Origin of the sequence: Curtobacterium sp. 18060 (genome assembly GCF_902706105.1) — a bacterium.
In the GTDB taxonomy this organism is placed as follows: Bacteria; Actinomycetota; Actinomycetes; order Actinomycetales; family Microbacteriaceae; genus Curtobacterium.
In genome coordinates, this window is sequence record NZ_CACSJV010000001.1 from 250,189 (window position 1) to 277,172 (window position 26,984).

Here is a 26,984-nt window from a genome sequence, read left to right on the forward strand (position 1 = left end):
GTGCGGACCGGACGGCGGGGCGCGGTCAGCGGGGGCGGCGCGGGGTCCGGCGTCGCTTGCGGAGCACCCGCAGCACGAAGCCGAGCAGGAGCGCGAGCACCACGAGCACGACCAGGAGCGCAGCCGCCACCTTCACGAGCAGCGCCGCACCGACGAACAGCGCGATGAAGACCACCCACACCAGGGCGTCCATCGCACCCGCTGACAGTCTCTGCACCTGCGGAACGATACCGACCCGGCGGACGCGGGGCGGGCCTCCCGTCAGAACCGGAGCCGGCCACGCACCGGGGTGGGCCAACAGACAACCGCATGCAGGAGCGGGGCCGTGCGGCGCGAAGCGACCACGCACGGCCCCACCCGTCGCGGATACCACCCCCACAGCGGTACCCGCAGTCGACACAGTGCGCTAGCGCCCCGCGTCGACGTCCTTGGCGAGCGTCCCGAGGTACAGCTCGATGACCTTCGGGTCGTCCGCGAGTTCCTTCCCCGTGCCCGAGTACGCGTTCCTCCCCTGGTCGAGCACGTACCCACGATCGCAGATCTGCAGACAGCGTCGCGCGTTCTGCTCCACCATGACGATCGACACACCGGCCTTGTTGATCCGGCGGGTCCGCAGGAACGTCTCGTCCTGCCGCACCGGGGACAGCCCGGCACTCGGCTCGTCGAGCAGCAGCACCTTCGGGTCCATCATCAGCGCACGTGCCATGGCGACCGACTGCCGCTCACCGCCGGACAGGGACCCCGCCCGCTGGCCGCGGCGCTGCGCGAGCACCGGGAACAGGTCGTAGATGACCTCGAGGCGCTCGGCGAACTTGCGGGGCCGCAGGTACAGCCCCATCTGCAGGTTCTCCTCGATGGACAGCGACGGGAACACGTTGTTCGTCTGCGGGACGAAGCCGACGCCGGCCTGCACGAGCTTGTTCGCCTTGAGGTTCGTGATGTCCTCACCCTGCAGCGTGACCGACCCCTCACGGATCGACACGAGACCGAACAGTGCCTTGAGCAGCGTGGACTTGCCCGCACCGTTCGGCCCGATGATCCCGATGAGCTCGCCGGGGTAGCAGTCCAGGTCGCAGCCGTTCAGGATGTTCACCCCCGGCAGGTAGCCGGCGACGAGGTTCTTCGCGCTCAGCACCGGCTCGCGTTCCAGCGTGGCGGTGCTCGCCTTCGGCGCTTCCGGACTGGAGGCGCTGCTCGCGTTCGTGGGGTCGACTGCGTCCGTCATCGGGTCTTCTCCTCTGCTGCTGCGTCCGCCGCGTCTTCTTCCGCGACTTCCTCCGCCAGTTCCTCGAAGGTCTCCTCGGTGAGGAGCGAGTCGTCACCCAGGTCGGTGTCGTGGTGCGCGCCCAGGTACGCGTCGATCACCGCCTGGTCGTCCATCACGGTGTCCGCCGGGCCCTCGGCGACGACCTTGCCCTCGGCCATCACGACCACCCAGTCCGAGATGTGCCGGACCATGTGCATGTCGTGCTCGACGAACAGCACGGTCATGCCGTCGTCGCGCAGGGACTGGATGTGCCCGAGCAGCGACTGCGTCAGCGCGGGGTTCACGCCCGCCATCGGCTCGTCGAGCATGATCATCGTCGGGTCGGACATCAGTGCCCTGGCCATCTCGAGGAGCTTCCGCTGGCCGCCGGACAGCGACCCGGCGTAGTCGTCCGCCTTGTCGTCTAGCTTGAAGCGGGCGAGGAGGTCCTCGGCCTTCGCGGTGATCTCCCGCTCGCGCTTCGCCCACACCGGCTTGATCAGCGCGGCGAAGAAGTTCTCGCCGGGCTGGTCGCGGGCGCCGAGCAGCATGTTCTGCATCACGGTGAGCCGCGACAACGCCTTCGTCAGCTGGAAGGTGCGGACCATGCCGCGGTTGGCGATGTGGGTCGCGCTGGTCTTCTGCAGCGTGGCGCCGTCGAACTGCGTCCTGGCGCCGGGGCTGGGCTTGTCGAAGCCGGTCAGCAGGTTGAAGAAGGTCGTCTTGCCGGCGCCGTTCGGGCCGATCAGGGCCGTGATGGAGCCGCGCTGGACCTCGAGGTGCTCGACGTCCACGGCGGTCATGCCGCCGAAGTGCCGGGTGACGCCGTCGACCGTGAGGATCGGGTCGGCCTTCGTGTAGCCGTAGGTCTCAGACACTGAACGTCAGCTCCTTCTTGTTGCCGAGCAGGCCCTGTGGTCGGAACACGATCAGGAGCATGAGCGCGACGCCGACGAGCACGTACGAGAACTGCTCGGCCTGCTGGGCGTTCATGATCGAGTCGGGGATGAAGTCGCCGGCCAGGGTGCGGATGAAGAGCCGGACGACGAAGAACAGCACTGCGCCGAGCACCGGACCGAACACCGTCGCGGCACCGCCGAGGATGAGCGCCGTCCAGATGAAGAACGTCATCGAGCGGCCCATGGCGTCCGGCTGCACCGAACTCGGCAGGACGTAGATGATCCCCGCCAGCGCTCCGAGCGCACCACCGAAGACGAGCGCCTGCATCTTGTACGAGTAGACGTTCTTGCCGAGGGAGCGGACGGCGTCCTCGTCCTCGCGGATCGCCTTCAGGACACGGCCCCAGGGGCTGCGCATGAGCAGGAAGAGCACGAAGGTGAACAGCGCGACGAGGGCCCAGGCGGCAATGCGGATCCACCAGCCGTTGACGCCGTTGTTCGCGTAGGTGAACCAGAGGATGGTCGTGGTGCCGTCCGGCAGCGGGCTCAGGGCGGTGAACGGGTCGCGGTAGCTCGACCCGGTGATGCCGTTGGAGCCACCCGTCGTCGTGGTCAGCAGGCTGGAGCGGCCGACCATGCGGATGATCTCGGCGCCGGAGATCGTCACGATCGCCAGGTAGTCGCCGCGCAGTCGCAACGTCGGGACGCCGAGGATGATCGCGAACACGATGGCGACGAGCAGGGCGATGAGCACGGCCATCACGAACGGCAGCCCGTTCGTGATCGAGATCGCGAAGCCGTAGGCGCCGAGCAGCAGGAACGCCGCCTGGCCCATGTTCACGAGCCCGGTCAGGCCGAAGTGCACGTTCAGTCCGATGGCCGCCAGGGCGAACGCCGCCGTGGTCGGGGCGAGGGCCTCCTGGGTGAGCGAGGACAGCAGGTTGAGGATGTAGTCCATGCGCGTGCTCCCTTAGCCGACCCGCTCGGCGCGGCCGAAGATGCCCTGCGGCCGGAACAGCAGGATGAGGATGAGGATGACGAGGGCGGTGGCGTACTTGAAGTCACCGGGGAGCACGAGGTTCGTGAGCTCGACGACGACGCCGATGATCATCGATCCGACCAGCGCGCCGTAGGCCGTCCCGAGACCACCGAGGGTCACCGAGGCGAACATGAGCAGGAGCAGCTGCAGGCCGGTCTGCCAGTTCACGCCGTTCAGCACCAGGCCGAGCATCACGCCGGACAGGCCGGCGAGACCGGCGGCGAGCGTCCACACGAACCGGATGACCCGGTCGACGTCGATGCCGGACGCCGCGGCGAGCGCCGGGTTGTCCGACACCGCGCGGGTGGCCCGGCCGAAGCGGGTCTTCGCCAGGAACAGGCCGGTCGCGATCAGGACGACCAGCGCGATGCCCATCGCCACGTAGGACTGCACCGTGAGCGTGACCCCGGCGAACCGGACGGTCTCGGGGTTGCCCTGCTGGATCCGGACGGTCGCGGCGCCGAAGAAGTACTGGAACGCGTACTGGGCGGCGATCGACAGACCGATCGTCACGATCATGAGCTGCGTGAGGCTGATCCGCTTGCGCCGCAGTGGCCGCCAGATCCCGGCGTCCTGCAGGTACCCGGTCGCCGCGCACAGCAGCGTGACGACGATGCCGGTCACCCAGATGTTCCAGCCGAGCTGGTTCGCGAACACGTAGGCCAGCAGCCCGCCGAGGGTGACCTGCTCGCCGTGCGAGAAGCTCGACAGCCCCGTCGTGCCGTAGATGAGCGAGAGGCCGATCGACGCCAGCGCGATGAGCAGGCCGAGGCGGATCCCCGAGGCGAACTGCTGCCAGGCCCGCTGCGGGCTGACGCTCGACGAGTCCGTCGTGGTGGTGGCGCCCTTCTGGTCGGACAGCTGGAAGATCTGCCCGACGTTGGCGTTCAGGGTCGCCTGGACCTTGCGCTCCGCGTCCGCCGCGTTCGTCAGGTACTGGCCCTTCGGCAGGGTGTCCTGGTCGACGCTCACGGTGTACTCGCCGGCCTCGTCGACGCTGACCGACCAGCGGCCGTCGGCGTTCGTGGTGGCGGTCTCGGCGAAGCCGCCGGGCCCGGCGACGTCGACGTCGACGTCGTCGGCCGGTTCCCGCTCGGAGTCGGTGATCGTGCCCTGGATGCACCCGTTCGTCGGGCTGACGGTGCAGGCCTGGCTGGTCGCCGGTGCCGACGTGGCACTGAAGGCCGGCAGGGTGACCGCCCAGTCGATCAGGAAGGTCGCCAGGAACGCGGCGACGAGCACGGCCGCCAGGACCGGTCGTCGCCGGGCCTGGCGGAGGCGGAACAGGCGCGGCTGCGCCCGTCCCGGAGGAGTGATGGATCCCACGGAAGAGCCTCTCGTTCGGATGTCGAGTGACGCTATGGGGATTGTGTGACACCCGTGTTTCCAACTCGTTCCCGCTGTGAGTCGTCGCGCAACCGTGACCTGTGTGGAGGAGAGCCGCGATCCGTTCTCCCAGGCGGAACGCGGAATAGCGGGACGGCCCACGCGCGTTACCATGTGCTATCCGGAACCCGCCGTTGCGTTCTCGGTGTCTCGACCACTTCACTCGCCCACGAAGGGGACCCATGGACCAGCCGGATCCGTTCGGATTCATCGGACTCACGTACGACGACGTCATGCTCCTGCCGGGGCACACCGACGTCATCCCGAGCGAGGCGTCCACCGCGTCCCGGCTCACCAGGCGGATCTCCGTCAACGTCCCGCTGCTCTCCGCAGCGATGGACACCGTCACCGAAGCCCGCATGGCCATCGCCATGGCGCGGCAGGGTGGCATCGGGATCCTCCACCGCAACCTCTCCATCGAGGACCAGGCGGCCTACGTCGACAAGGTCAAGCGCTCCGAGTCGGGCATGATCACCAACCCGGTGACCACCACCCCGGACGCCACCGTGGCCGAGGTCGACGCGATCTGCGGACAGTTCCGGGTCTCCGGCCTGCCCGTGGTCGAAGCGGACGGCACCCTCGTCGGCATCATCACCAACCGCGACATGCGGTTCGTGGCGACGTTCGAGCAGTCGACCACCTTCGTGCGCGACGTCATGACCAAGGCGCCGCTGATCACCGCGATGGAGGGCATCGACCCCGAAGAAGCCATCGCGATCTTCGCGCAGCACAAGATCGAGAAGCTCCCGCTGGTGGACGCCGAGGGCAAGCTCCGCGGCCTCATCACCGTCAAGGACTTCGACAAGAGCGAGCAGTACCCGGACGCCACCAAGGACGACGAGGGCCGACTGCGCGTCGGTGCCGCGATCGGCTTCTTCGGCGACGCCTGGCAGCGTGCCGAGGCCCTGCGTGACGCGGGCGTCGACGTGCTCGTCGTCGACACCGCCAACGGCGAGAGCGAAGGCGTGCTCGACATGGTGCGCCGTCTCAAGGCCGACCCGTCCTTCGCGGACATCGACGTCATCGGCGGCAACGTGGCGACCCGTGCCGGTGCGCAGGCGCTCATCGACGCCGGTGTCGACGCCGTCAAGGTGGGCGTCGGACCCGGCTCGATCTGCACCACCCGCGTCGTCGCCGGCGTCGGCGTCCCGCAGGTCACCGCCGTGTACGAGGCGTCCCTGGCTGCGCGCGAGGCCGGCGTGCCGATCATCGCCGACGGTGGCCTGCAGTACTCGGGCGACATCGCCAAGGCCCTGGTGGCCGGTGCCGACACCGTCATGCTCGGTTCGCTGCTGGCCGGCACGGACGAGTCCCCCGGCGACCTGGTCTTCGTGGGCGGCAAGCAGTTCAAGGCGTACCGCGGGATGGGCTCCCTGGGCGCACTGCAGACCCGCGGCAAGAAGACCTCGTACTCGAAGGACCGCTACTTCCAGGCGGACGTCCCCAACGACGACAAGCTGATCCCCGAGGGCATCGAGGGCCAGGTGCCCTACCGCGGCTCGGTCGGCAACGTCGTGTACCAGCTCACCGGTGGACTCCGGCAGTCGATGTTCTACGTCGGCGGCCGCACGATCCCGGAGCTCAAGGCCCGCGGCAAGTTCGTCCGCATCACGGCTGCCGGGCTCAAGGAGTCGCACCCGCACGACGTCCAGATGGTCGTCGAGGCACCGAACTACCGCAGCTGAGCCGACTGCACCCCGAACGCCCCGCTCCCCACCGGAGCGGGGCGTTCGTCGTCTGCCGGCAGTAGTGTCACGGCATGGTCAGCGCCGTCTCCCACACCACGATCGACTGCCGTGACGCCTTCGCCCTGTCGGAGTGGTGGAAGCAGGTCCTCGGCTACGTCGACATCGCCGACGACCCGAACGGCCTCGGGCACGAGGAGTGCATGATCACCGCTCCCGACGGCTCGCACCAGGTGCTGTTCATCCAGGTGCCCGAGGCGAAGTCCGTGAAGAACCGGATCCACTTCGACCTGCGTCCCACCGACCGCACGCGCGATGCCGAGGTGGAGCGGCTGCGGGGCATCGGTGCGACCGAACTCGCGGACCTCCGACACGACGACGGTGGGTGGGTGGTGTTCGCCGATCCGGAGGGCAACGAGTTCTGCGTGCTGCGTTCCGTGGCTGAACTCGACGGCTGACGCGCGGGCTGCCCGGATCGCCGATCCCTGATCCTCCGCACAGAAACGATCACGGCTCGGTAACGAAACACTTTCCGTACCGCCCCGTCACACGGGCGAAACACCGGGACCCTACGTTTCTCGACATCCAGTGGAGGCGCCGCGTTCGACCCGAAGCGGCACGGCCTCCGCGCAGAGAAAGGGCTCCACGGATGATCAGAACCACCCGTGCCACCACGGCACTGGCGTTGGCAGGCGCAGTAGCCGTCCTGCTCGCCGCGTGTTCCACCACCAGCAGCGGCGACTCCCCGTCCAGCTCGGCGTCGAGCGGTGCGAAGAAGGACCCCGCCGCCAGTTGCAAGGCCCCCGACACCCCCAGCACCGATGCGCTGAAGATCGGCACGATCCTGCCGCTCACCGGTTCGCTGGCGTACCTGAACCCGCCGGCCGAGTCCGGTGTCGGCCTCGCGGTGAAGGACATCAACGCCGCGGGCGGCGTCCTCGACAAGGACGTCACCATCGACCCGGCGACGGACTCGGGCGACAGCAACGACATGACCGTGTCGAGCTCGGCGGCGACGAAGCTCGTGAACGCGAAGGTCCCGGTCGCGATCGGCGCCGAGTCCTCGTCGGTCACGCTCAACGTCATCGACCAGCTCACCAGCAACTGCATCGTCGAGATCTCGCCCGCGAACACCGCGAGCGACCTGTCCGGCTACTCGTCGTACTACTACCGGACCGCTCCGCCGGACTCGGTGCAGGGTTCGGCGCTCGGTCAGCTCGTGACCGGTGACGGCAACGCCAAGGTCGCGTTCCTCGTCTTCAACGACACCTACGGCACGGGCCTCCGCAACTCGGTGCAGTCCGCGGTCGAGGCCTCCGGTGGCCAGGTCGTCTACGGCGGCAAGGGCGAGGGCCAGGAGTTCCCGCCCGGTCAGACCACGTTCTCGTCCGAGGTGACGGCTGCACTCGCAGCCAAGCCGGACGCGATCGTCGTCCTGGCCTTCGACGAGACGAAGTCGATCATCCCGGAGCTCGTCTCGCAGGGGAACACGGCGAAGATCTACATGTCCGACGGCAACACGGCCGACTACTCGAAGGACTTCGACAAGGGCACCCTGACCGGCGCCCAGGGCACCATCCCCGGTGCCTCGCCGAAGGACGACTTCAAGAAGCAGCTGTCCGCCTTCTACAAGGACTCGTCGAACAAGACGCTCGCCGACTACTCGTACGCGGCGGAGTCCTACGACGCCACCGTCCTCGCCGCGCTCGCTGCGGTGAAGGGCAAGGGCACCGACTCGGGCACGATCCAGGCCAACATGGCCGCGGTCTCCGGAGCGGACGGCGGCACCGAGTGCGCCACGTTCAAGGAATGCGTCGCGCTCCTCGACGACGGCAAGGACATCCACTACACCGGCCCGTCCGGCATCGGTCCGTTCGACGACAACAACGACCCGTCGAGCGCCTACATCGGCATCTACAAGTTCGACGGCGACAACAAGCCCGTCTACCAGAGCGCCATCCAGGGCGCGGTCAAGAAGTAACCAGCACTACCGGTCCCACTCTGGGCCCGAGTCTCGGCTTCACGGAGCCGAGACTCGGGCCCAGCGACGTTTCTCGGCGTCGCGCACGCGAGAACTGTCGCGCACGCCGAGACTCGGGCCAGGCACGGCGCGGCACCGACGGGCGGACGGGGGGCCCGGGGTGCGTCCGTCAGGCGGGCTCGGCCGGAGCAGGTGCGAGCGCTCGGCGACGGGACGCCCGCGCGGCGACGAACGAGTCCGCCGTCAGCACCACGAGCGCCAACCACACGATGCCGAAGCCGAACCAGCGCGCGGGCGGCATCGCCTCGTGCTGCACCACGACACCGACGAGCAACTGCATCACGGGCGCGAGGTACTGCGTCAGCCCGAGGGTCGACAGGCTCACCCGCCGCGCCGACGAGGCGAACAGCAGGAGCGGGACCGCCGTCGCCGGACCGGTGAGCACCGTCACGAGGACGTGCACCCAGCCCTCGCTCGTGAACGTCACGCCGCCGCCGAGCCCCGTCGCGCCGAGCACGACCAGCGCCACGACCGCGATCGGCAGCAGCCACACGGTCTCGATCGTCAGACCGCTCAGCGCGTCGACGGTGCCACCGACGCGCTTCTTCACCAGGCCGTACAGGCCGAACGAGCACGCCAGCACGAGCGAGATCCACGGCACCTGGCCGTAGCCGACGGCGATCACGACGACCGCCACGACGCTGATGCCGACCGCGGCCCACTGCGCCGGCCGCAGGCGTTCGCGGAGCACGACGACGCCGAGCGCGATCGTGACGAGGGGGTTGATGAAGTACCCGAGCGCGGCCTCGACGGTGTGGCCCGTCGTCGTCGCCAGGACGTACACGGTCCAGTTCACCAGGATGAGGACCGCGGCGAGCCCCATCACCGCCATCACCCGGCGCTGCGCCATGAGGGAACGGGTCCGGAGCCACGAGCGGGTGACGGCGATCGCGACCGCGCAGAACACCAGCCCGAAGACGATCCGCCAGGCGACGATCTCGAATGCGCCGGCCGGGGCCATCGCCGCGAAGAGCAGGGGCATGAGGCCCCAGAGCCCGTACGCGATGATCGCCTGCACGACGCCGACGGATGCCTCGCTGCGGACGGGTCGCGCGGGACTCGGTTCACTCACGGAACCATCCTAGGAACGGCCACCGACGGGCCGGGCGTGCCACGGGCCTCCCGGTCGGAGCACGTGCACGCAACGGATCTACCGGAAGCCCGCAGACGCACGAACGCCCCGCCGGCCGACAGGCCGAACGGGGCGTTCGCGTGGAGTACTGGACTCAGTTGACGACGACCGCGAGGACGTCGCGGGCCGACAGGACCAGCAGGTCCTCGCCCGAGTACTTGACCTCGGTTCCGCCGTACTTGGAGTAGATGACCTTGTCACCCACGGCGACGTCCAGCGGGACGCGGTTGCCGTTGTCGTCGATGCGACCGGGGCCCACGGCGACGACCTCGCCCTCCTGGGGCTTCTCCTTCGCGGTGTCGGGGATGACCAGACCGGATGCAGTGGTCTGCTCCGCCTCGACCTGGCGGATGACGATGCGATCCTCGAGCGGCTTGATGCTGACGGCCACGGTGACCTCTTCTTTCTCGGTACGGACTCGGTACAGATGAAAACCGGGTTGGCACTACGCACAGGAGAGTGCCAACGCCAACTCTAGGGGGACACTGGCACTCGGTCAATCCGAGTGCCAGCACATCAGGGGAACATCCAGCACCTGGGAGGATCGGGACATGGAAGCCGCCGAACTCGCCGCACTGCTGACCCCCGACGGGATGGCCCTGCTCGACCGTACCCCCGGCGTCTCGGACGGCGGCGAGATCGTCCGGGTGGTGTCGCGGCTCCGTGCCGAGGGGCACGACCCGCAGCTCGTCGCCGCGGTCCTGACCCAGGCCAAGCTCCGGCAGAAGGCCCGTGGCAAGTTCGGCGACTTCGCCGGACGCATGCTCTTCACCGAGGCCGGACTCGAGCAGGCCACCCGGCTGCAGGTCGCCGCCCAGCACGCCGGGCGCTTCGCCGCAGCCGGGCTGACCCGGGTCGCCGACCTCGGGTGCGGGATCGGCGGCGACGCGATGGCGATGGCGGCCCTCGACCTCGACGTCACGGCGGTCGACCGTGACGAGGTCACCGCGGCGGTCGCCACGCACAACCTCGCGGTGTGGCCGAACGCCCGGGTCGAACTGGGCGACGCGGCCTCGTTCGACGTCTCCCGCGTCGACGGCATCTGGATGGACCCCGCACGTCGGACCTCCGGCCACTCCGACACCCGCCGGCTGGCCGATCCGGACGACTGGTCACCCTCGTTGGACACCGTGTTCGCCACCGCGACGACGACGCCGACCGGCGTGAAGCTCGGGCCGGGGATCGACCGCGACCTGATCCCGGACACCGCCGAGGCGCAGTGGACGTCCGTCGACCGCGAGGTCGTCGAGCTCGCGCTGTGGTTCGGACCCCTCGCCCGGCCGGGGATCCGCCGTGCCGCCACGGTGATCGGTGCGCGCGGCATCGCCGAGATGACCGGCCCGGCAGACTCGGAGGACGCCGAGGTGGGGCCGCTCGGGGCCTACCTGTACGAGCCGGACGGCGCCGTCATCCGCGCACGGCTCATCGGCGACCTCGCCCGCACCCTGGACGGCCACATGCTCTCCGACGGGATCGCGTACGTCACCTCGGACCGTGCCGTGTCGACGCCCTTCGCCCAGGGCTTCCGGGTGCTCGACACCATGCCGCTCGACGTGAAGCGCCTGTCAGCGCGGCTCGCCGCCGACGGCATCGGCACCGTCGAGATCAAGAAGCGCGGCGTCGACGTCGACCCGGCGCAGTTCCGCAAGCGCCTGCGGCTACGCGGGACCGGTCGTGTGACCCTCGTGCTCACCCGGCTGGAGGGCCGGCACACCGCGATCCTGTGCGAGCGGCTCAGCTGAGGAACGCGCCGGTCCCCGAGTCGTAGCCGTAGTCGGAGTAGCCGCTCTGGCCGATCACGCCGAGGAAGATGATGAAGGCGATCCAGATCAGCCAGACGCCGGTCATCACCCAGCCGGCGATGATGCCGGTCAGGGCGAGCGCTCGGCCGGCCTCACCGTTCTGCTTGATCTTGCCGAGCGCGACGTGGCCGAGGATCGCGCCGGCGGGGCCGAGCAGGATCGCGATGAACCACATCGGGACGGCGGCGAGTCCGAACACGATCGACAGGATCGCCAGCGTGTTCGTCTTCGGGCGCTGCGCGTAGGGCTGGTACGCCGTCGCACCGTAGGCACCCGCGGGCGCGTACGGCTGCTGCTGCGGCTGCGCGTAGGGGTTCTGGCCGCCCTGCTGCTGCGCGTACGGGTTCTGCTGGCCGTGCGGGTTCTGGGCGGCGCCGTACGGGTCCTGCGGCGCCTGCGGTGCCGAGTACGGGTTCTGCGGCGCCTGCTGCGGAGCCGCGTACGGGTTCTGCGCCTGCTGCGGAGCCGCGTACGGGTTCGACGGCTGCGGCTGGCCGTACGGGTTGGACTGCTGGGGCTGGCCGTAGGGGTTCGGCTGCTGCGGTGCCGCGTACGGGTTCGACGGCTGTTGTTGCCCGTACGGGTTCTGCGGCTGCTCGGGAGCCGACGGGGCCTGTGGTGCGTCGGGGGCCTGCGGTGCGTCCGGAGCGGACGTCCCCTCGGGCTGCCCGCCGGTCGTGCCGCCCGGGGTCGTCTCGCCCGGCTTCGGCCACTCGTTCTGATCGGACACCGTCCACCCCTCTCGGCGCCCGGTCTCTCCGACGCCAGGTGAATCCTCCCACAGGCGCCCGAGGGCCGACCGGTCGGGGCCCGGACGGTTCAGACCGGGTCGGTGCCCGGACGGTTCAGACCTGGACGGTGCCCGGACGGTTCAGACCTGGACGGTCGTCACCGGCAACGTCGAGTCGGCCGCGATCCCGAGGTCGCTCGGCGCGTGCCCCTCGGCGACCAGGCGTGCGCCGACGGCCGCGATCATGGCGCCGTTGTCCGTGCACAGGTCGAACGGCGGGATCCGCAGCTGCACCCCCGCGGCGGCGCACCGCTCCTCGGCGACCTGCCGCAGCCGAGCGTTCGCGACCACACCGCCACCGAGCAGGAGCCGGTCCACGCCGGTGTCGCGGCACGCGTTCAGGGCCTTGGTCAGCAGGACGTCGACGACGGCTTCGCGGAAGCTCGCGGCGACGTCCGCCACGGGCACCTCGCGCCCTTCGTCGCGGCACCGCTCGACCCAGCGGGCGACGGCGGTCTTCAGCCCAGAGAACGAGAAGTCGTAGCGGTGCGCGGCCAGGTCCTTCGGCAGCGTCAGGCCGCGGGGGAACCGGATGGCCTTCGGGTCGCCGTCCGCCGCAGCCCGGTCGATCTGCGGCCCGCCGGGGTACGGCAGGCCGAGCAGCCGCGCGACCTTGTCGAACGCTTCACCCGCGGCGTCGTCGATGGTCTCGCCGAGCAGTTCGACGTCGCCGACCAGGTCCTTCACGAGCAGCAGCGAGGTGTGCCCGCCGGACACCAGCAGTGCGATCGTCGGCAGCTCGATGTCGCTGCCGTCCGTGCGCAGGACGTCGGCACCGACGTGCCCGACCAGGTGGTTCACGCCGTACAGGGGCTTGCCGGTGGCGACGGCGAGCGCCTTCGCGGCACCGACCCCGACCATGAGCGCGCCCGCCAGCCCCGGCCCGGCGGTGACCGCGACGGCGTCGAGTTCGTCGAGGGTGACCCCGGCCCGCTCGAGTGCCTCGTGCAGCGTCGGGGTCATCGCCTCGAGGTGGGCCCGCGCGGCGACCTCGGGCACGACGCCGCCGTACCGGGCGTGCTCGTCCATGCTCGACGCGATGACGTTCGCGAGCAGGGTGCTCCCCCGCACGATGCCCACGCCCGTCTCGTCGCAGCTCGTCTCGATGCCGAGCACCAGTGGTTCAGCCACGCTCATCGAGCGCCTCCTGTCCGATCGGTCCGACGGTCGACGGCGACGGCGACGGCGACGACGACGGCGTCGCGTCTGCTGCGACCGGCAGCTCCGCCCGCATCACCCACGCGTCGACGCCGTCCGGCTGGTAGTACCGCGGCCGGGTCGCGATGTGCTCGAACCCGAACGCCGTGTACATCGACTGCGCGACGGGGTTGTCGGCGCGGACCTCGAGGAACACCTCCCGCACACCGCGGCGACGGGCCTCGTCGAGGAGGTCCGTGAAGAGCACCCGCCCGAGTCCCTTGCCGCGCTGCTCGGCTGCGACCGCGATGGTCTGCACGTCGGCGACCGGGTTGCCCGCCAGCGAGGACAGTCCGGCGTACCCGACGACCGACGGCGCGGCCGAGTCATCGACGGTCTCGATCACGACGTAGTACCCGTGCGGCGAGTACAGCTCGCCCGACATCTGCGACGCCGACCAGGCGTCCGTCGGGAACGAGACGTGCTCGAGCCACATGATGTCGTCGAGGTCCTGTGGGTGCGCCCGCCGCAGGCGGAGCCCGTCCGGCACCGTCACTGCTTCACCCGTTTCGGCGCACCCGGCACCGTGACGTCGGGTTCCCGCAGGTAGAGGGGGGTGTCCTGGTCGAACCCCGCGCCGGATCGCAGGCGGTCCGCGGCGAGTGATCCGAGCCTCCAGGCAGGGATGGACAGGGCCGTCACGCGGTCCCAGCCCACCGCTTCGGGCCGGGAGGCACGGATCGCCTCGTCGAGATCGGCGGGCCTGGCGAGACCCGGACCCGCAACCCGCGTGCCGGTCTGGTCGTACGCGCTCCAGTAGACCTCGCGCCGGCGGGCGTCCGTCAGGACGACGAACGGTCCGTCTCGTCGCCCGTCGCGCTCGTCGGCCGCGACCGCGTCGTGGCTGACGAGTGGCAGGACGGGCACGCCGACCGCGGCGGCGAAGGTGCGGGCGGCGGCGATCCCGACGCGCAGACCGGTGAACGGGCCGGGGCCCATGCCGGCGACCACGCCCGTGACGTCCGCGCCAGTGATGCCGGCCTCGGCGAGCGCCTCGGCCAGGAACGGGCCGATCACCTCGGCGTGCCGGCGACTGTCCTCGGTGTCGCGGGTGGCGAGGGGCTTGCCGGTGGCCGGGTCGACGACGGCCACGGAGGTTCCGGCGGAGGTGTCGATGGCGAGGAGCACCCGTCCATCGTAGGCGGGGTGGGATCAGGTCTCGTCGAGGCTGCCAGCGACCGCGTTCCAGATCTCGTCGGCACGCCACCGCTCGCGTCCGCCTCGGCCCGAACGCCCCAGCGACCGGAGCCAGCCGTACTCCTCCGCGCGGCGGAGGAGGGACGAGGCCGTCGGCTGCGAGACGTCGAGCGCACGCCGGACGGACGTGACCGTCACGACCGGGTTCCTGAAGACCACGTCGACGAGCCCAGGGAGGGCCGAACGCTCCGTTCGCGAGGCCAGGCGGTACCGCTCGCGGATCTCGACGAGCTTCCTGATCCGTTCGGCGCTGTCGTTCGCCCGGACGGTCACCGCCTCCGCGAAGAACTGGATCCACTCGTCCACCTCCCCGCGCTCCCGGACAGCCTGCAACCGCTCGTAGTACTCCGTGCGGTGCTGTTCGAAGTAGCCCGAGATGTGCAGGATCGGCGCCGGCAGGATGCCGTCCGCGATGAGCGAGAAACCGATCAGGAGCCGGCCGATCCGGCCGTTACCGTCGAGGAACGGGTGGATCGTCTCGAACTGGTAGTGCAGCAGCGCACACTTCACGGTCACCGACATCGTGTCCAACCGTCCGTTCACGAACCGCTCCCAGTCGTCGAGCGTGTCCGGCAGGTGGTCCTGGTGCGGTGGGATGAAGCGTGCGGTTTCGGGCCGAGCGTTCGGTGATCCGATCCAGACCGGCGAGCGGCGGAGCTCTCCAGGAGACTTCTCGTCGCCGCGCACGTCGCGCATGAGGGTCTCGTGCAGCGCGCAGATGAACCGCTGCGTGATCGGCAGGTCCGCGAGGAGGTCGACGCCCTCGCGCGCCGCTCGTAGGTAGTTGTCGACCTCACGAAGGTCGTCGTCCAGGATCTCGTCGTCGTTCTCGACGCTGAGCACATCGCTCAGCGACGCTTGTGTGCCCTCGATCCGCGAGCTCGCAAGGGCTTCCTGTGCCATGGATGGGCCGAGCAGCAGTTCCGGCTCCTGCACGAGCTGCCCGAGCCCGGCCAACCGGCCGATGGCGATGTCGGCGCGTGACACCGCAGCGTTCGTCACGGGCTCGAGGACGAGTTCGCGTGGGAGGGGTGCAGGCAAGAAGTAGGCGTGCGGCCACTCGGACAACGGACGCGTCGTGAGTGTGCCGAACCGATCTGAACGGAAGTCTTCTCGGCGCATCTCCTCATCATAAGCAAAGTACCCTCCGCCCTATAACTTCGGGTCGAACTTCCAAGCACCCGCACGTGGGGAGCGCGGGGACGTTCGATCCGTCATGCTGTCTCGGGAGCGTCGCCCCGGCTCTGCATCCTGCGGGCGACCGGAACACCAACTCGGTGTCGTCACGGTCCACCGTGCCGACCTCCACGTCGCTGAAGCCGCCGGTGTCGAGGACGATGCGCATGGTTCCCCCCGTTCGCGCTCACCAGATCTGCTGCGAGGCTACCGTGCGCCGGCCGGCTCACGGTCGACGACCGCCCGACGGACACCCTCCACCGCCGCGGCGACCGCGCGCTCGCGGGCCTCGGCGTCCTCGGTCTCGGAGTCGTGCACGAACACAGTGGCGCCCCGGCGGGCACCGCAGAAGTCGACGATCCCGTGCTCGACCTGCGTCCGGAGCGCCTCGGCGTACCCGTGCCGTTCGTACACGCCGGCGTCGTCACCTGCGATCGGCACCAGGTGGACGGTGAGCCGTCCGAGCGCCCGACGGATGCCGCCGTGCGGGTCGACGTCGAACGCCCAGCCGTTCACGAACACGCGGTCGATCCACCCCTTGAGCACCGCGGGCACGGACCACCACCAGACCGGGAACACGAGGACGAGGTCGGTGGCGCGGTCGATGCGCTGCTGCTCGGCGACGACGTCGGCCGGCGCGTCCGTGCCGGTCCGGTAGGTGTGCCGGTCGGCCAGCGTGAACCGCGGGTCGAACCCCTCGGCCGCCAGGTCGGCGGTCTCGACCGTCCCGGCCGGCAGGGCGTCCTGCAGGCGAGCCGCGAGGTGGTGGGTGAGCGAGTCGGGGTCCGGGTGGGCGGTCACGATGAGCGTCGGCACACCGCATCCTCCCGGAGCCGGCTGGGCGGCACCGGGACGCCCGCTGTCGCCAGGCCGTGCCGGCTCACACTGCGGTCAGGTCGAGGGACCAGGCGACCTCGTGCGCGAACTGCCCGGTCCGCCGGAACGACCGGACCTGGTGCGTGTCGGCCATCACGGCCGCCAGGTCGTCACGGTCGGCGGGGGTGAACCCGAGCGACTGCCAGAACGGACCGGAGCGCCGCGAGAACAGCCACGCCCGTCGCGCGCCCGTGGTCGCGGCGTGGTCGACGGCGAAGCGTGCGAGTCGGGTGCCATGGCCGAGCCCCCGGAGGTGCGGCGCCACCGCCACGCTGCGGACGAGCACGTGGACACCGTCGGCGCTCGTCTCGTACCCGGTGCTGCCGACCACGCGGCCGTCGTCGGCACGGTCGACCCACAGCCGGACGGTCGGCTCGAGACCGGCAGGGTCGAGGCCAGCACGGTCGAGACCAGCGACGGTCAGGTCGGCACCGACGAGGAAGGTGCGGAGGTCGTCGACCGCACCGGTGTCCACGCGCTGCAGAGTCAGAGGTCGACGCCCGTCCAGCGCGGGCCCGTCGCGGTGACGACGACCCGGCGCGGCTCGTCGGTCACGTCGTCGGGATCGACGTCGTCGTCGGCCCCGCGGTCGGCCGCGTCGGCTCCGGTGGCACGGGTGATCTCGACGTCGAGCACGCTGTCACTGATGCCGTCGACCATGCCGCGGCCCCACTCGACCACGACGATCGACGCATCCCAGTCGAGGTCGAGGTCGTCGAGCTCGACGGGGTCGGACAGCCGGTACGCGTCGACGTGCACCAGGTCCGGGCCGACGGTGGTGGGGTGCGTCCGGGCGAGGACGAAGGTCGGGCTCGACACCTGACCACGCGCGCCGAGGGCAGCGCCGAGGCCACGGGTCAGCGTCGTCTTGCCGGCGCCGAGCGGCCCGGTGAGCACGACCAGGTCCCCGGCACGCAGGACCGCGGCCAGCCGCGCCCCGAGCTGGCCCATCGCATCGGTGCCGTCGACGGCGGTGTCCAGCAGGACCCGAGCGGCGCCGGTCACGACTGGTCGCCCCGCAGGTACTCCCCGACGTGTCCCTCGATGTCGTGGCCCTCGTAGAACCGTGGCACGCGGGTCCCGATGCGGCAGACGATCTCCTCGCCGATGGTGCCGAGCGAACGGCCCCAGTCGAGGACGGTCATCTCGTCGTGCTCGCCGGTGCCGAACAGCGTCACGGTGTCGCCGGTCTGCACGTCGTCGTCGCCGACGTCCACCAGGAACTGGTCCATGGCGACACGGCCCGCGATCGGGTAGCGCTTCCCGCCGATCGCCACCTCGATGCGGCCCTGCGCCAGACGGGGGACGCCGTCCGCGTACCCGACGGGCACGAGCGCGAGGGTGGTCTCCGAGGCGGTGCGGTACGTGTAGTCGTACGAGACGCCGGTGTCGACGGGCACCCGCTTGGTCTTCGCGACCGACGCCGTCAGGGTCATCACGGGTTCGAGCCCGAGGTCGGCCGCCGACACACCGTCCGCGCCGGGGATGCCGAACAAGTTGGCGCCCATCCGGACCATGTCCTTGCGGAACTCCTTGCGCTCCAACCCGGCGAGCGAGGCGGCGACGTGCTCCATTGGGACATCGAGCCCGAGGTCGTCGGCCTGCTCCACGGCGGCGTCGAAGAGCGCCACGGCGTCGGCGTCGTCCTGGTCCGAGGACTCCGCCAGGTGCGTGTACGCCGCGACGACCTCGATGCGGCCGGCGCGCTGGGCGTCCAGCGCGAGCGACACGAGCGCCGGCCAGGCCGCCGGGGTCGCTCCGTCGCGGTGCAGCCCGGAGTCGAAGCCGAGGTGCACGCGCGCGGGTCGCTGGTCGACGGCGTCGATGACGCGCCGCAGCTCCGGCACGTTCGAGACACCGAGGTCGACGGCGGAGTCGATGGCGTCGCGGAAGTCCAGGGCGGGGTCGTGCTGCCAGGTGAAGAGGTGGACGTCCTCACCGACGCCGATCGACCGCAGACGCAGGGCCGCGGGGACCGTGAGCACCCCGATCCAGCGGATGCCGGCGTCCACCGCGGCAAGCGCGATCGGCTCGAGACCGTGGCCGTACGCGTCGGCCTTCATGATCGCCATGACCGCGACGGGGTCCATCCACTCGCGGACCAGGTCGAGGTTCGCGCGGTAGGCGTCCAGGTCGATCCGTGCCTGGCGCAGGGGTGCGGAGCTCACGTCGTCCTCCGGTGCACGCTGTGGCCGACCCGGGCGACCACCTCGTAGTTGATGGTGCCGATCGCGGCGGCCCAGTCCTCGACCGCGGGGTCGCCGTTCGCCGGGTCGCCCCAGAGCACGGCTTCGTCGCCGATGCTGACGTCGGCGTCGCCGATGTCCACGTGCATGGCGTTCATCGCGACCCGGCCGACCACCGGGAACGTGCGGTCGCCGATGCGGACCGAGACCCGGTTGCCGAAGTCGCGGTCGAAGCCGTCGGCGTACCCGAGGCCGATGACGGCGAGGCGGGTGTCGGTCGACGCCCGCCAGGTGTAGCCGTAGGACACGCCCTCGCCGGCGCGGACGTCGACGGTGCGGAGCACGGCAGCGGTCACACGCATCGCGGGGCGGAGGCCGAGGTCGGCCGACGTGCGGTCGGTGAACGGGCTCAGGCCGTACAGGGCGAGTCCGACGCGGGACAGGTCGCGGCGCGTCTCCGGCACGGCGATGCTCGCGGCGCTCGCGGCGAGGTGCACCAGGTCGGGCACGATGCCGTTGGCGGCGAGGCCGTCGAGTGCGCGCTGCAGTGCTGCGTCCTGGTCGAGGTCGTCCGTGCGCGACGCGTTCGACAGGTGCGACATCAGCCCCTCGACACGGGTGCGGTTGCCACCACGGGCGAGAGCCCCGGCGGTCGCGAAGAGTTCGGTCCACTCGGATTCGACCGCACCGTTGCGGCTCAGGCCGGTGTCGACGCAGATGTGCACGGCGCCGACCTCGGAGTCGGCAGCGGCGGACAACTGCTCGACGCTCGACACCGCCGGGGTGATGCCGTACTGCGCTGCCCGGCGGAAGTCCTCGTCGGGGGCGTGCAACCACGCGAGGATCCGGACGTCCTCGTCGATGCCGCCCTGACGGAGCGCGACGGCCTCGTCGATGTCCGCGACGCCGAGCCACTCGGCACCGGCGTCGACGAAGGCCCGTGCGGCGTCGAGCGCGCCGTGGCCGTAGGCGTTGGCCTTCACGACCGCGATGACGCCGGCCGGTGCGACCTGCTCGGCGATCGTCGCGTAGTTCTCGATCAGCGCTTCACGATCGACCGTGATGCCGGTGAACGCACTCACTTCGTTGTTCCCTCCAGGACCACGAACGCGGTCGCGATCCCTCCATCATGCGAGAGCGACAGGTGCACGCTCGTCACGCCACGCGCATCCGCCACCTGTCGCGCCTGTTGGTGCAGCGTCAGCGACGGGTTGCGCTGGTCGTCCGACACGACCTCGAGGTCCTGCCAGCTGAGCCCAGCACTGGAGCCGAACGCCTTGATCAGGGCTTCCTTGGCCGCGAACCGCGCAGCGAGCGACGCGATCGGCCGTTGTTCGCCGTCGCGGACCTGCTCGGCCGGGGTGAACAACCGCGCACGCATCGCCGGCGTGCGCGACAGCACCCGTTCGAACCGCTCCAGGTCCACCACGTCGACCCCGATGCCGATGATCATCGTGCGACTACTCGACGGTGACCGACTTCGCGAGGTTGCGCGGCTGGTCGACGTCGAGGCCCTTGGCCGCGGCGAGCTCCATGCCGAACATGTGCAGCGGCGCCACGGCGAGCAGCGGCTCGAACAGCGGGGTCGCGAGCGGGATGCGCACCACCTCGTCGGCGAAGGGCAGCACGGCGGCGTCGCCCTCTTCCGCGATGGCGATCACGCGAGCGCCACGGGCGCGGATCTCCTGGATGTTCGACACGACCTTCGGGTGCAGCGACCGCGGGTCACGCGGCGACGGCACGATGACGAAGACGATCTGCCCGGGCTCGATGAGCGCGATCGGGCCGTGCTTGAGCTCACCTGCGGCGAAGCCCTCGGCGTGGATGTACGCGAGCTCCTTCAGCTTGAGCGCACCCTCGAGCGCGATCGGGTAGCCGACGTGGCGACCGAGGAACAGCACGCTGCGGGTGTCCGCCATCCAGCGGGCCAGGTCCTTGATGCCGGCGGCGTCCTCGATGGTCTGCTGCAGCTTCGGGGCGAGGCCCTCGAGCTCGGCGACCTGCTCGGCGATCTGCTCCGCCGTCATGGTGCCGCGGAGGGTGGCCAGGTGCAGGCCCAACAGGTACAGCGCGACGCCCTGGGCGATGAAGGCCTTCGTCGACGCGACGGCGACCTCGGGCCCGGCGTGCGTGTAGATCACGGCGTCGGACTCGCGCGGGATCGTCGCGCCCTGGGTGTTGCAGATCGACAGCACCTGCGCGCCCTGCTCGCGGGCGTACTTGACGGCCATGAGCGTGTCCATGGTCTCGCCGGACTGGCTGATCGAGACGACGAGGGTGCGGTCGTTCAGCACCGGGTCGCGGTAGCGGAACTCGTGGGCGAGCTCGACCTCGACCGGGATGCGGGCCCACTGCTCGATGGCGTACTTGCCGAGGATGCCGGCGTACGCAGCGGTGCCGCAGGCGATCACGATGACGCGGTCGACCGTGGCCAGACGCTCGGCGATCGGGTCGAGGTCGGTCAGGGTGACGGCGCCGTCGTGCACGCGGCCGAGGATCGTCTTGGCGACGGCCTCGGGCTCCTCGCTGATCTCCTTCGCCATGAACGAGGACCAGCCGCCCTTGTCGGCTGCGGAGGCGTCCCAGTTCACCTCGAACTCGCTTGGGGTGGCCGGGGTGCCGTCGAAGTGGATGACGTCGACGCGGTCGGGGCGGATCGTGGCGATCTCGTCCTGCCCGATGGCGAGGGCACGCTGCGTGTAGGCGACGAACGCGGCGACGTCCGAGCCCATGAAGTTCTCGCCGTCGCCCAGGCCCACCACGAGCGGGGAGTTGCGACGGGCGCCGACGACGACGCCGGGCTGGTCGGCGTGCACGACGAGGAGCGTGAACGCCCCGTCCAGTCGCTGCACGGCCTGCTGCATGGCGGCGGTCAGGTCACCGGTCTCGCGGAACGCCCGACCGACCAGGTGCGCGGCGACCTCGGAGTCGGTCTCGCTGCGGAACTCGATGCCCTCGGCCTGCAGCTCGGCGCGCAGCTCCGAGAAGTTCTCGATGATGCCGTTGTGGATGAGGGCGAGCTTGTCGCCGTCGGCCAGGTGCGGGTGGGCGTTGCCGTCCGTCGGGCCGCCGTGGGTCGCCCAGCGGGTGTGCCCGATGCCCGTGGTGCCGTCCGGGATCGGCGACGACTCGAGCTCGTCGACGAGGGCCTGGAGCTTGCCCGCCTTCTTGGCGGAGACGAGGTCCCCCGCAGGGTCGACCACGGCGATGCCCGCCGAGTCGTAGCCGCGGTACTCGAGGCGACGGAGGCCACCGAGGAGGACGTCCTGGCTGCTGTTGCTGCCGACGTAGCCGACGATTCCACACATGGAAGCGATCCTACGGTCTGCCTGAGCGCGGACCCTGCGAAGCAGCAGGGCTGGGGATAACGTTTCGGCCATGGGACGCTTCGACGACATCGCCATCACCACGCTGCACGGCGAGGACACCACGTTCGGCTCGTTCGCGGACAAGGCGGTGCTGGTCGTGAACGTGGCGTCGCGGTGCGGTCTCGCTCCGCAGTACGAGCAGCTCGAGGCCCTCCAGAAGCAGTACGGCCCGCGCGGCTTCACGGTCCTCGGGTTCCCGAGCAACCAGTTCCTGCAGGAGCTCGGCTCGTCCGAGGCCATCGACGAGTACTGCTCCACCACGTGGGGCGTCACCTTCCCGATGTCCGAGAAGGTCAAGGTGAACGGCAAGAGCGCGCACCCGCTCTACCACGCGCTCAAGGAGACCCCGGACGCCGACGGCAAGGCCGGACGGGTCAGCTGGAACTTCGAGAAGTTCCTCGTCGCCCCCGACGGCACCGTCTCGCGCTTCCGTCCGACCACGAAGCCGGACGCCCCCGAGGTGATCGCGGCCATCGAGGCCGCCCTGCCCGCCTGACGCACCGCGTCCTGCGGACGCACACCGAGCACTGGACGGGAGGCCCGGTAGAGGTGAGCCGGTCAGCTCACCTGCACCGGGCCTCCCGTCTGTACGCTCGTCCCCATGCCGATCCCGGAGACCGCCGTCGCGCACCCGACCCCGTTCGTGGAGATCCCGCGGCACGAGTGGTCGCAGCTCGCACCCAAGGAGCACCTGTCGCTCACCGAGACCGAGATCGTGCAGCTGCGCGGGCTCGGCGACCGGCTGGACATGCAGGAGGTGCAGGAGGTCTACCTCCCGCTGTCACGGCTGCTGACGCTCTACGCGGCCGGCGCCCGCAACCTGCACGCGTCGACATCGGCGTTCCTGGGTGACCGCGCCGGACGCACGCCGTTCGTCATCGGCGTCGCGGGCTCCGTCGCCGTCGGCAAGTCGACCGTCGCCCGACTGCTCCGCGAGCTGACGAAGCGCTGGCCGGACACCCCACGCGTCGAGCTGGTGACCACCGACGGCTTCCTGTACCCGAACGCCGAGCTCGAGCGTCGCGGGATCATGGACCGGAAGGGCTTCCCGGAGTCCTACGACCGTCGCTCCCTGCTGCGGTTCGTCAGCCAGGTGAAGAGCGGCGCGACCGAGGTCCGGGCGCCGTACTACTCGCACCTGGTCTACGACATCGTGCCGGACGCCGAGATCGTCGTCCGCCAGCCGGACATCCTCATCGTCGAGGGCCTGAACGTGCTCGCCCCGCCGGTGCACGGGCGGCTCGCGCTGTCCGACCTGTTCGACTTCACGATCTACGTCGACGCCAAGACCAAGGACATCGAGGCCTGGTACGTCGACCGGTTCCTGGCCCTGCAGGAAGAGGCGTTCTCGAGCCCGGACTCCTTCTTCCACCGGTTCGCCTCGCTGTCGCGCGACGACGCGGTGCGGACGGCGACCGAGGTCTGGCGGGCGATCAACGAGCCGAACCTGCTCGAGAACGTCCTGCCGACCCGGTCCCGCGCGACCCTGGTGCTCAAGAAGGCCGCCGATCACAAGGTGAACTCGGTCCTGCTCCGCAAGATCTAGCGCGGGCGCGCGCGGGTGCGCGCGGGCTTGCACCCCGGTATGGCGGTCGCGCCCCCAAGAGTCGGGGCGCAACGACCGCAGCGGGGCGCGCGACGCAAGCGGGGCGCGACGCGGTCGCGTGCTCGCCCGATTGCGCCCCGGTACGGGCATCGCGCCCCGAAGAGTCGGGGCACAACGACCGCAGCGGGGCGCGAACGCGGCGCGCGCGCAGCGCGAAGTCGCGCCCGCCCTACGCGGCGTCGAGCGCCAGGCGGTCCTGCACGACGGCGGCGAGCTCCTCGGCGATGCGCTGAGCGTCGTCCTGCGAGGCGGCCTCGACCATCACGCGCACGACCGGCTCGGTACCCGACGGACGGAGCAGGACCCGACCGGTGTCACCGAGCGCTGCTGAAGCCGCGGCGACCGCGTCCTGCACACCCTGGTCGGCGAGACCGTGCCGGTCGACGCCGCGGACGTTGAGCAGCACCTGCGGGAACACCGTCATGCACGAGGCGAGCTCCTGCAGCGACTTCCCGGTGCGCGCCATCTCGGCGACCAGGTGCAGCCCGGTCAGGATGCCGTCGCCCGTGGTGGCGTACTCGTTGAAGATGATGTGGCCGGACTGCTCGCCACCGATGGAGTAGTCGCCCTCGTTCATCTTCTCGAGCACGTAGCGGTCGCCGACGCCGGCCTCGATCACCGTGATGCCCGCGTCTGCCATGGCGCGCTTGAGCCCGAGGTTGGACATGACCGTCGCGACGAGGGTGTCGTCCTTCAGCCGCCCGCGCTCCTGCAACGACAGCGCCAGGATCGCCATGATCTGGTCACCGTCGATGGCGTTGCCCGCGGCGTCCACCGCCAGGCAGCGGTCGGCGTCGCCGTCGTGCGCGATGCCGATGTCCGCGCCGGCAGCCAGGACGGCGCGGGACAGGTTGTCGATGTGGGTCGAGCCGACGCCGTCGTTGATGTTCCATCCGTCGGGCTCGGCGCCGATGAGCGTCACGCGGGCCCCGGCGTTCACGAACACCTCGGGCGAGACGCCGGCGGCAGCACCGTTGGCGCAGTCGAGCACGACGTGGATGCCGTCGAGCCGGTGCGGCAGCGTGCCGAGCAGGTGGACGACGTAGCGGTCCTCGGCGTCGGCGAACCGGGTGATCCGGCCGACGTCGATGCCGGTGGGGGTCGGCGCGGAGTGGTCGTGCATGGCCGCTTCGATGCGGTCCTCGACCTCGTCCGGCAGCTTGCGACCACCCGTGGCGAAGAACTTGATCCCGTTGTCCGGGGCGGGGTTGTGCGACGCGGAGATCATCACGCCGAAGTCCGCGTCGATGTCCGCGACGAGGAACGCCGCAGCGGGGGTGGGGATGACCCCGGCGTCGAGCACGTCGACGCCGGCGGAAGCGAGCCCGGCCGCGACGGCGGCACCGAGGAACTCGCCGGAGACGCGCGGGTCACGCGCGAGGACCGCGCGCGGGCGCGGTCGACCGGACGCCCGGCGGGCGTCGGCATGGTGTCCGTGTGTGAGAACGGCCGCGCTCGCCTGGGCAAGACCCAGTGCGAGCGCGGCCGTCAGCTCGCCGTTGGCGAGACCACGAACCCCGTCGGTACCGAACAGACGCGGCATTGCGATCTTCAGCCGGTGACGACTAGCGCTTCGAGAACTGCGAAGCCTTGCGGGCCTTCTTGAGACCGGCCTTCTTGCGCTCGATGACGCGGGCGTCACGGGTGAGGAAGCCGGCCTTCTTGAGGGTCGCGCGGTTGTTCTCGCGGTCGATCTCGTTCAGCGTGCGGGCGATGGCGAGGCGGAGTGCGCCGGCCTGACCCGAGGGGCCGCCACCGGTGATGCGGGCGACGACGTCGTACGAGCCGAGGAGCTCGAGGACCTTGAACGGGTCGTTGATGAGCTGCTGGTGCAGCTTGTTCGGGAAGTAGTCCTCGAGCGAGCGACCGTTCACGACGAACGTGCCGGAGCCCGGAACGAGGCGAACGCGCGCGATGGCCTCCTTGCGGCGCCCGACGGCACCGCCGGAGACGTTGAGGATCTGACGGGGAGCAGCCTCGGCAGCGGCGGGTGCGCTCTCCGTGGTGAAGCTCTCCGGGGTCTGGTCGAGGGAATCAGCGATCTGAGCCATGAGTTTTCTGTGTCCTTGAAGTCGTCGTGGCCGGAACTACTGTGCGACCTGGTCGAAGATGTACGCCTTGGGCTGCTGCGCGGAGTGCGGGTGCTCCGCGCCGGCGTAGACCTTCAGCTTCTTGAGCTGCTCGCGACCGAGGGTGTTCTTCGGCAGCATGCCGCGGATCGCCTTCTCGACGGCGCGGGTGGGGTGCTTCTCGAGCATCTCCGGGTAGGAGGTCGCCGTCAGGCCGCCCGGGTACCCGGAGTGGCGGTAGTAGACCTTCTTCGCGAGCTTCGAACCGGTCAGGGCGACCTTGTCGGCGTTCACGATGATGACGTAGTCACCCATGTCCATGTGCTGGGCGAAGGTGGCCTTGTGCTTGCCGCGCAGGAGCGCCGCGGCGTGGGTGGCGAGACGGCCGAGGACGACGTCGGTCGCGTCGATGACGATCCAGTCGTGCTGGACGTCTGCCGGCTTCGGTGAGAACGTGCGAGTCACAGGAGTGCTGCTTTCGTGTCGAGGTGAGGAGTCCGTGAATCCCACTCCGGTCGGGGTTCCCCACGGCAGAAGCCGGCGGAACGCCCGGATGGAGGGCTCATCTGACTGTCCGGCGCGCGTGGCGCACAGACCAAGGTGAGAGCGTAGCCGACGCGGGTCGCGTCGGTCAAACGCAGCCACTGCCGGACGGGAGGCCCGTGGCGGCCTGGCCACGGGCCTCCCGTCCGTCCGTGGGTCGCGCCCACCCCCGCATGGTGAGCAGCAATGGTCGGGTCGCGCACGGCGAACCCGACCATTCCTGCTCACGAAGTGCCCCCGTGGGGCGTGGGGACTACTCCGCGGCGGCCGCGGTCCTCCGGCGGCGGACGATCAGGACGCCCGCACCCGCGGCGAGCAGCAGGAACGCGATGAGCGCACCGACACCGAGGCCCTCGGCACCCGTGAACGCGAGCTGCCCGTCAGCAGTGATCGTGATCGGGGTCCAGCCGATCAGGCTCCCGTCCGCGGCCGTCACCGCGAGGCGGTGTGCACCAGCGGGGGTGTCCGACGGGATCGTGACGCGCACCGTGCCGTCAGCGCCGACCGTCACGGTGCCGAGCAGCGTCGGGGTCGAGTACAGCCACACGTTCACGACGTCACCCGCGTACTGCGAGCCGACCGTCACCGTGATGGTCTCCCCCGCACGAGCCGACGACGGCGCCGAGACGCTCCCGCGGTTCGCGTCGGTCAGACCGGTCTCCGACGGGGCCACCGGCGGCACCGTGCTCGGCGCGGACGGGGTCGGAGCAGGGGTCGGCTTCGACGTGGGCGTCGGGGTCGGGGTC

General features: G+C 70.4%; 28 protein-coding genes and 1 pseudogene. 6 read left to right on the forward strand and 23 right to left on the reverse strand.

Features of this window, described 5'->3' with window-relative positions:
- Positions 1-25: 25 nt before the first annotated feature.
- The 5 genes from GVL05_RS01180 to GVL05_RS01200 all read right to left on the reverse strand — a co-directional run bounded on the left by GVL05_RS01180 (position 26) and on the right by GVL05_RS01200 (position 4,510).
- Positions 26-217 carry a hypothetical protein gene (locus GVL05_RS01180; protein WP_123936942.1) on the reverse strand — a complete coding sequence of 64 codons (192 nt, stop codon included), beginning with the start codon at positions 215-217 and terminating at the stop codon, positions 26-28.
- Positions 218-406: 189 nt separating this feature from the next.
- The gene (locus GVL05_RS01185) at positions 407-1,225 is read right to left on the reverse strand and encodes an ABC transporter ATP-binding protein (protein WP_123293180.1); all 819 of its coding nucleotides are present in this window, start codon (positions 1,223-1,225) and stop codon (positions 407-409) included.
- Positions 1,222-2,124: an ABC transporter ATP-binding protein gene (locus GVL05_RS01190; protein ID WP_159570549.1), complete on the reverse strand. Its 903-nt coding sequence runs from the start codon at positions 2,122-2,124 to the stop codon at positions 1,222-1,224. The genes GVL05_RS01185 and GVL05_RS01190 overlap by 4 nt, the downstream gene beginning before the upstream one ends.
- Positions 2,117-3,103 (reverse strand): branched-chain amino acid ABC transporter permease, encoded by a 987-nt coding sequence (locus GVL05_RS01195; protein ID WP_123293176.1) that lies wholly within the window; start codon positions 3,101-3,103, stop codon positions 2,117-2,119. The genes GVL05_RS01190 and GVL05_RS01195 overlap by 8 nt, the downstream gene beginning before the upstream one ends.
- Positions 3,104-3,115: 12 nt before the next feature.
- A complete protein-coding gene (locus GVL05_RS01200) occupies positions 3,116-4,510 on the reverse strand; it encodes a branched-chain amino acid ABC transporter permease (RefSeq protein WP_235035783.1) in 1,395 nt (464 codons plus the stop codon).
- Between the two features lie 242 nt (positions 4,511-4,752).
- Between GVL05_RS01200 and guaB the strand changes: the two genes are divergently transcribed.
- The 3 genes from guaB to GVL05_RS01215 all read left to right on the forward strand — a co-directional run bounded on the left by guaB (position 4,753) and on the right by GVL05_RS01215 (position 8,236).
- Entirely contained in the window at positions 4,753-6,255 is a 1,503-nt protein-coding gene (gene guaB / locus GVL05_RS01205; RefSeq protein WP_123293173.1) for an IMP dehydrogenase, read from the forward strand.
- Positions 6,256-6,329: 74 nt separating this feature from the next.
- Positions 6,330-6,713 carry a VOC family protein gene (locus tag GVL05_RS01210; protein WP_131845971.1) on the forward strand — a complete coding sequence of 128 codons (384 nt, stop codon included), beginning with the start codon at positions 6,330-6,332 and terminating at the stop codon, positions 6,711-6,713.
- Positions 6,714-6,904: 191 nt separating this feature from the next.
- On the forward strand, positions 6,905-8,236 hold the full coding sequence (locus tag GVL05_RS01215; protein WP_123293169.1) for an ABC transporter substrate-binding protein: 1,332 nt from the start codon (positions 6,905-6,907) through the stop codon (positions 8,234-8,236).
- A 169-nt stretch (positions 8,237-8,405) separates the two neighbouring features.
- On the opposite strand, the gene rarD is transcribed toward GVL05_RS01215, so the two are convergent.
- Together rarD and groES are read right to left on the reverse strand one after the other, a co-directional pair.
- Positions 8,406-9,368 (reverse strand): EamA family transporter RarD, encoded by a 963-nt coding sequence (rarD, locus tag GVL05_RS01220; protein ID WP_200849129.1) that lies wholly within the window; start codon positions 9,366-9,368, stop codon positions 8,406-8,408.
- A gap of 154 nt (positions 9,369-9,522) precedes the next feature.
- A complete protein-coding gene (gene groES, locus GVL05_RS01225) occupies positions 9,523-9,819 on the reverse strand; it encodes a co-chaperone GroES (protein ID WP_110893972.1) in 297 nt (98 codons plus the stop codon).
- 160 nt (positions 9,820-9,979) lie between these two features.
- Between groES and GVL05_RS01230 the strand changes: the two genes are divergently transcribed.
- On the forward strand, positions 9,980-11,170 hold the full coding sequence (locus GVL05_RS01230; RefSeq protein ID WP_159570552.1) for a class I SAM-dependent methyltransferase: 1,191 nt from the start codon (positions 9,980-9,982) through the stop codon (positions 11,168-11,170).
- On the opposite strand, the gene GVL05_RS01235 is transcribed toward GVL05_RS01230, so the two are convergent.
- From GVL05_RS01235 to glmS, 12 genes are all read right to left on the reverse strand, one after another.
- A complete protein-coding gene (locus GVL05_RS01235; protein WP_159570554.1) occupies positions 11,163-11,960 on the reverse strand; it encodes a DUF4190 domain-containing protein in 798 nt (265 codons plus the stop codon). The two genes, GVL05_RS01230 and GVL05_RS01235, sit on opposite strands and share 8 nt — an antisense overlap.
- Positions 11,961-12,101: 141 nt before the next feature.
- Positions 12,102-13,157 (reverse strand): tRNA (adenosine(37)-N6)-threonylcarbamoyltransferase complex transferase subunit TsaD, encoded by a 1,056-nt coding sequence (gene tsaD, locus GVL05_RS01240; RefSeq protein ID WP_111083431.1) that lies wholly within the window; start codon positions 13,155-13,157, stop codon positions 12,102-12,104.
- A complete protein-coding gene (rimI, locus tag GVL05_RS01245; protein WP_200849130.1) occupies positions 13,144-13,713 on the reverse strand; it encodes a ribosomal protein S18-alanine N-acetyltransferase in 570 nt (189 codons plus the stop codon). Before rimI ends, tsaD begins: the two co-directional genes overlap by 14 nt.
- Positions 13,710-14,345: a tRNA (adenosine(37)-N6)-threonylcarbamoyltransferase complex dimerization subunit type 1 TsaB gene (gene tsaB, locus GVL05_RS01250; protein WP_131845967.1), complete on the reverse strand. Its 636-nt coding sequence runs from the start codon at positions 14,343-14,345 to the stop codon at positions 13,710-13,712. The genes rimI and tsaB overlap by 4 nt, the downstream gene beginning before the upstream one ends.
- Before the next feature lie 24 nt (positions 14,346-14,369).
- Positions 14,370-15,536, reverse strand: a complete 1,167-nt coding sequence (locus tag GVL05_RS01255; RefSeq protein WP_159570557.1) for a Fic family protein — start codon at positions 15,534-15,536, stop codon at positions 14,370-14,372.
- A 261-nt stretch (positions 15,537-15,797) separates the two neighbouring features.
- On the reverse strand, positions 15,798-16,406 hold the full coding sequence (locus GVL05_RS01260) for an NAD(P)H-dependent oxidoreductase (protein WP_159570560.1): 609 nt from the start codon (positions 16,404-16,406) through the stop codon (positions 15,798-15,800).
- 64 nt (positions 16,407-16,470) lie between these two features.
- Positions 16,471-16,941, reverse strand: coding sequence for a GNAT family N-acetyltransferase (locus GVL05_RS01265; protein WP_134194339.1), 471 nt, complete (start codon positions 16,939-16,941; stop codon positions 16,471-16,473).
- A gap of 11 nt (positions 16,942-16,952) precedes the next feature.
- Complete coding sequence (gene tsaE / locus GVL05_RS01270) at positions 16,953-17,471, reverse strand: tRNA (adenosine(37)-N6)-threonylcarbamoyltransferase complex ATPase subunit type 1 TsaE (RefSeq protein WP_235035784.1); 519 nt, start codon at positions 17,469-17,471, stop codon at positions 16,953-16,955.
- The gene (gene alr, locus GVL05_RS01275) at positions 17,468-18,634 is read right to left on the reverse strand and encodes an alanine racemase (RefSeq protein ID WP_159570563.1); all 1,167 of its coding nucleotides are present in this window, start codon (positions 18,632-18,634) and stop codon (positions 17,468-17,470) included. The genes tsaE and alr (GVL05_RS01275) overlap by 4 nt, the downstream gene beginning before the upstream one ends.
- Positions 18,631-19,734 (reverse strand): alanine racemase, encoded by a 1,104-nt coding sequence (gene alr, locus GVL05_RS01280; protein WP_134194341.1) that lies wholly within the window; start codon positions 19,732-19,734, stop codon positions 18,631-18,633. The genes alr (GVL05_RS01275) and alr (GVL05_RS01280) overlap by 4 nt, the downstream gene beginning before the upstream one ends.
- On the reverse strand, positions 19,731-20,105 hold the full coding sequence (locus tag GVL05_RS01285; RefSeq protein ID WP_123293157.1) for a holo-ACP synthase: 375 nt from the start codon (positions 20,103-20,105) through the stop codon (positions 19,731-19,733). Before GVL05_RS01285 ends, alr (GVL05_RS01280) begins: the two co-directional genes overlap by 4 nt.
- A 7-nt stretch (positions 20,106-20,112) precedes the next feature.
- Positions 20,113-21,960, reverse strand: coding sequence for a glutamine--fructose-6-phosphate transaminase (isomerizing) (glmS, locus tag GVL05_RS01290; RefSeq protein ID WP_159570566.1), 1,848 nt, complete (start codon positions 21,958-21,960; stop codon positions 20,113-20,115).
- A gap of 70 nt (positions 21,961-22,030) precedes the next feature.
- Between glmS and GVL05_RS01295 the strand changes: the two genes are divergently transcribed.
- Both GVL05_RS01295 and coaA read left to right on the forward strand, forming a co-directional pair.
- Positions 22,031-22,516, forward strand: a complete 486-nt coding sequence (locus tag GVL05_RS01295) for a glutathione peroxidase (RefSeq protein WP_159570569.1) — start codon at positions 22,031-22,033, stop codon at positions 22,514-22,516.
- Between the two features lie 105 nt (positions 22,517-22,621).
- Positions 22,622-23,566 carry a type I pantothenate kinase gene (coaA, locus tag GVL05_RS01300; RefSeq protein ID WP_123339480.1) on the forward strand — a complete coding sequence of 315 codons (945 nt, stop codon included), beginning with the start codon at positions 22,622-22,624 and terminating at the stop codon, positions 23,564-23,566.
- Positions 23,567-23,795: 229 nt separating this feature from the next.
- Here the strand turns inward: coaA and glmM are convergent, their stop codons facing one another.
- The 4 genes and pseudogenes from glmM to GVL05_RS01320 form a co-directional block, all read right to left on the reverse strand.
- Complete coding sequence (glmM, locus tag GVL05_RS01305; RefSeq protein ID WP_159570572.1) at positions 23,796-25,169, reverse strand: phosphoglucosamine mutase; 1,374 nt, start codon at positions 25,167-25,169, stop codon at positions 23,796-23,798.
- Positions 25,170-25,191: 22 nt separating this feature from the next.
- The gene (gene rpsI / locus GVL05_RS01310) at positions 25,192-25,677 is read right to left on the reverse strand and encodes a 30S ribosomal protein S9 (RefSeq protein ID WP_111083442.1); all 486 of its coding nucleotides are present in this window, start codon (positions 25,675-25,677) and stop codon (positions 25,192-25,194) included.
- A gap of 36 nt (positions 25,678-25,713) precedes the next feature.
- A complete protein-coding gene (rplM, locus tag GVL05_RS01315) occupies positions 25,714-26,160 on the reverse strand; it encodes a 50S ribosomal protein L13 (protein ID WP_071259898.1) in 447 nt (148 codons plus the stop codon).
- A gap of 331 nt (positions 26,161-26,491) precedes the next feature.
- Positions 26,492-26,984, reverse strand: a pseudogene (locus GVL05_RS01320) (cell wall protein); the annotation flags it as partial.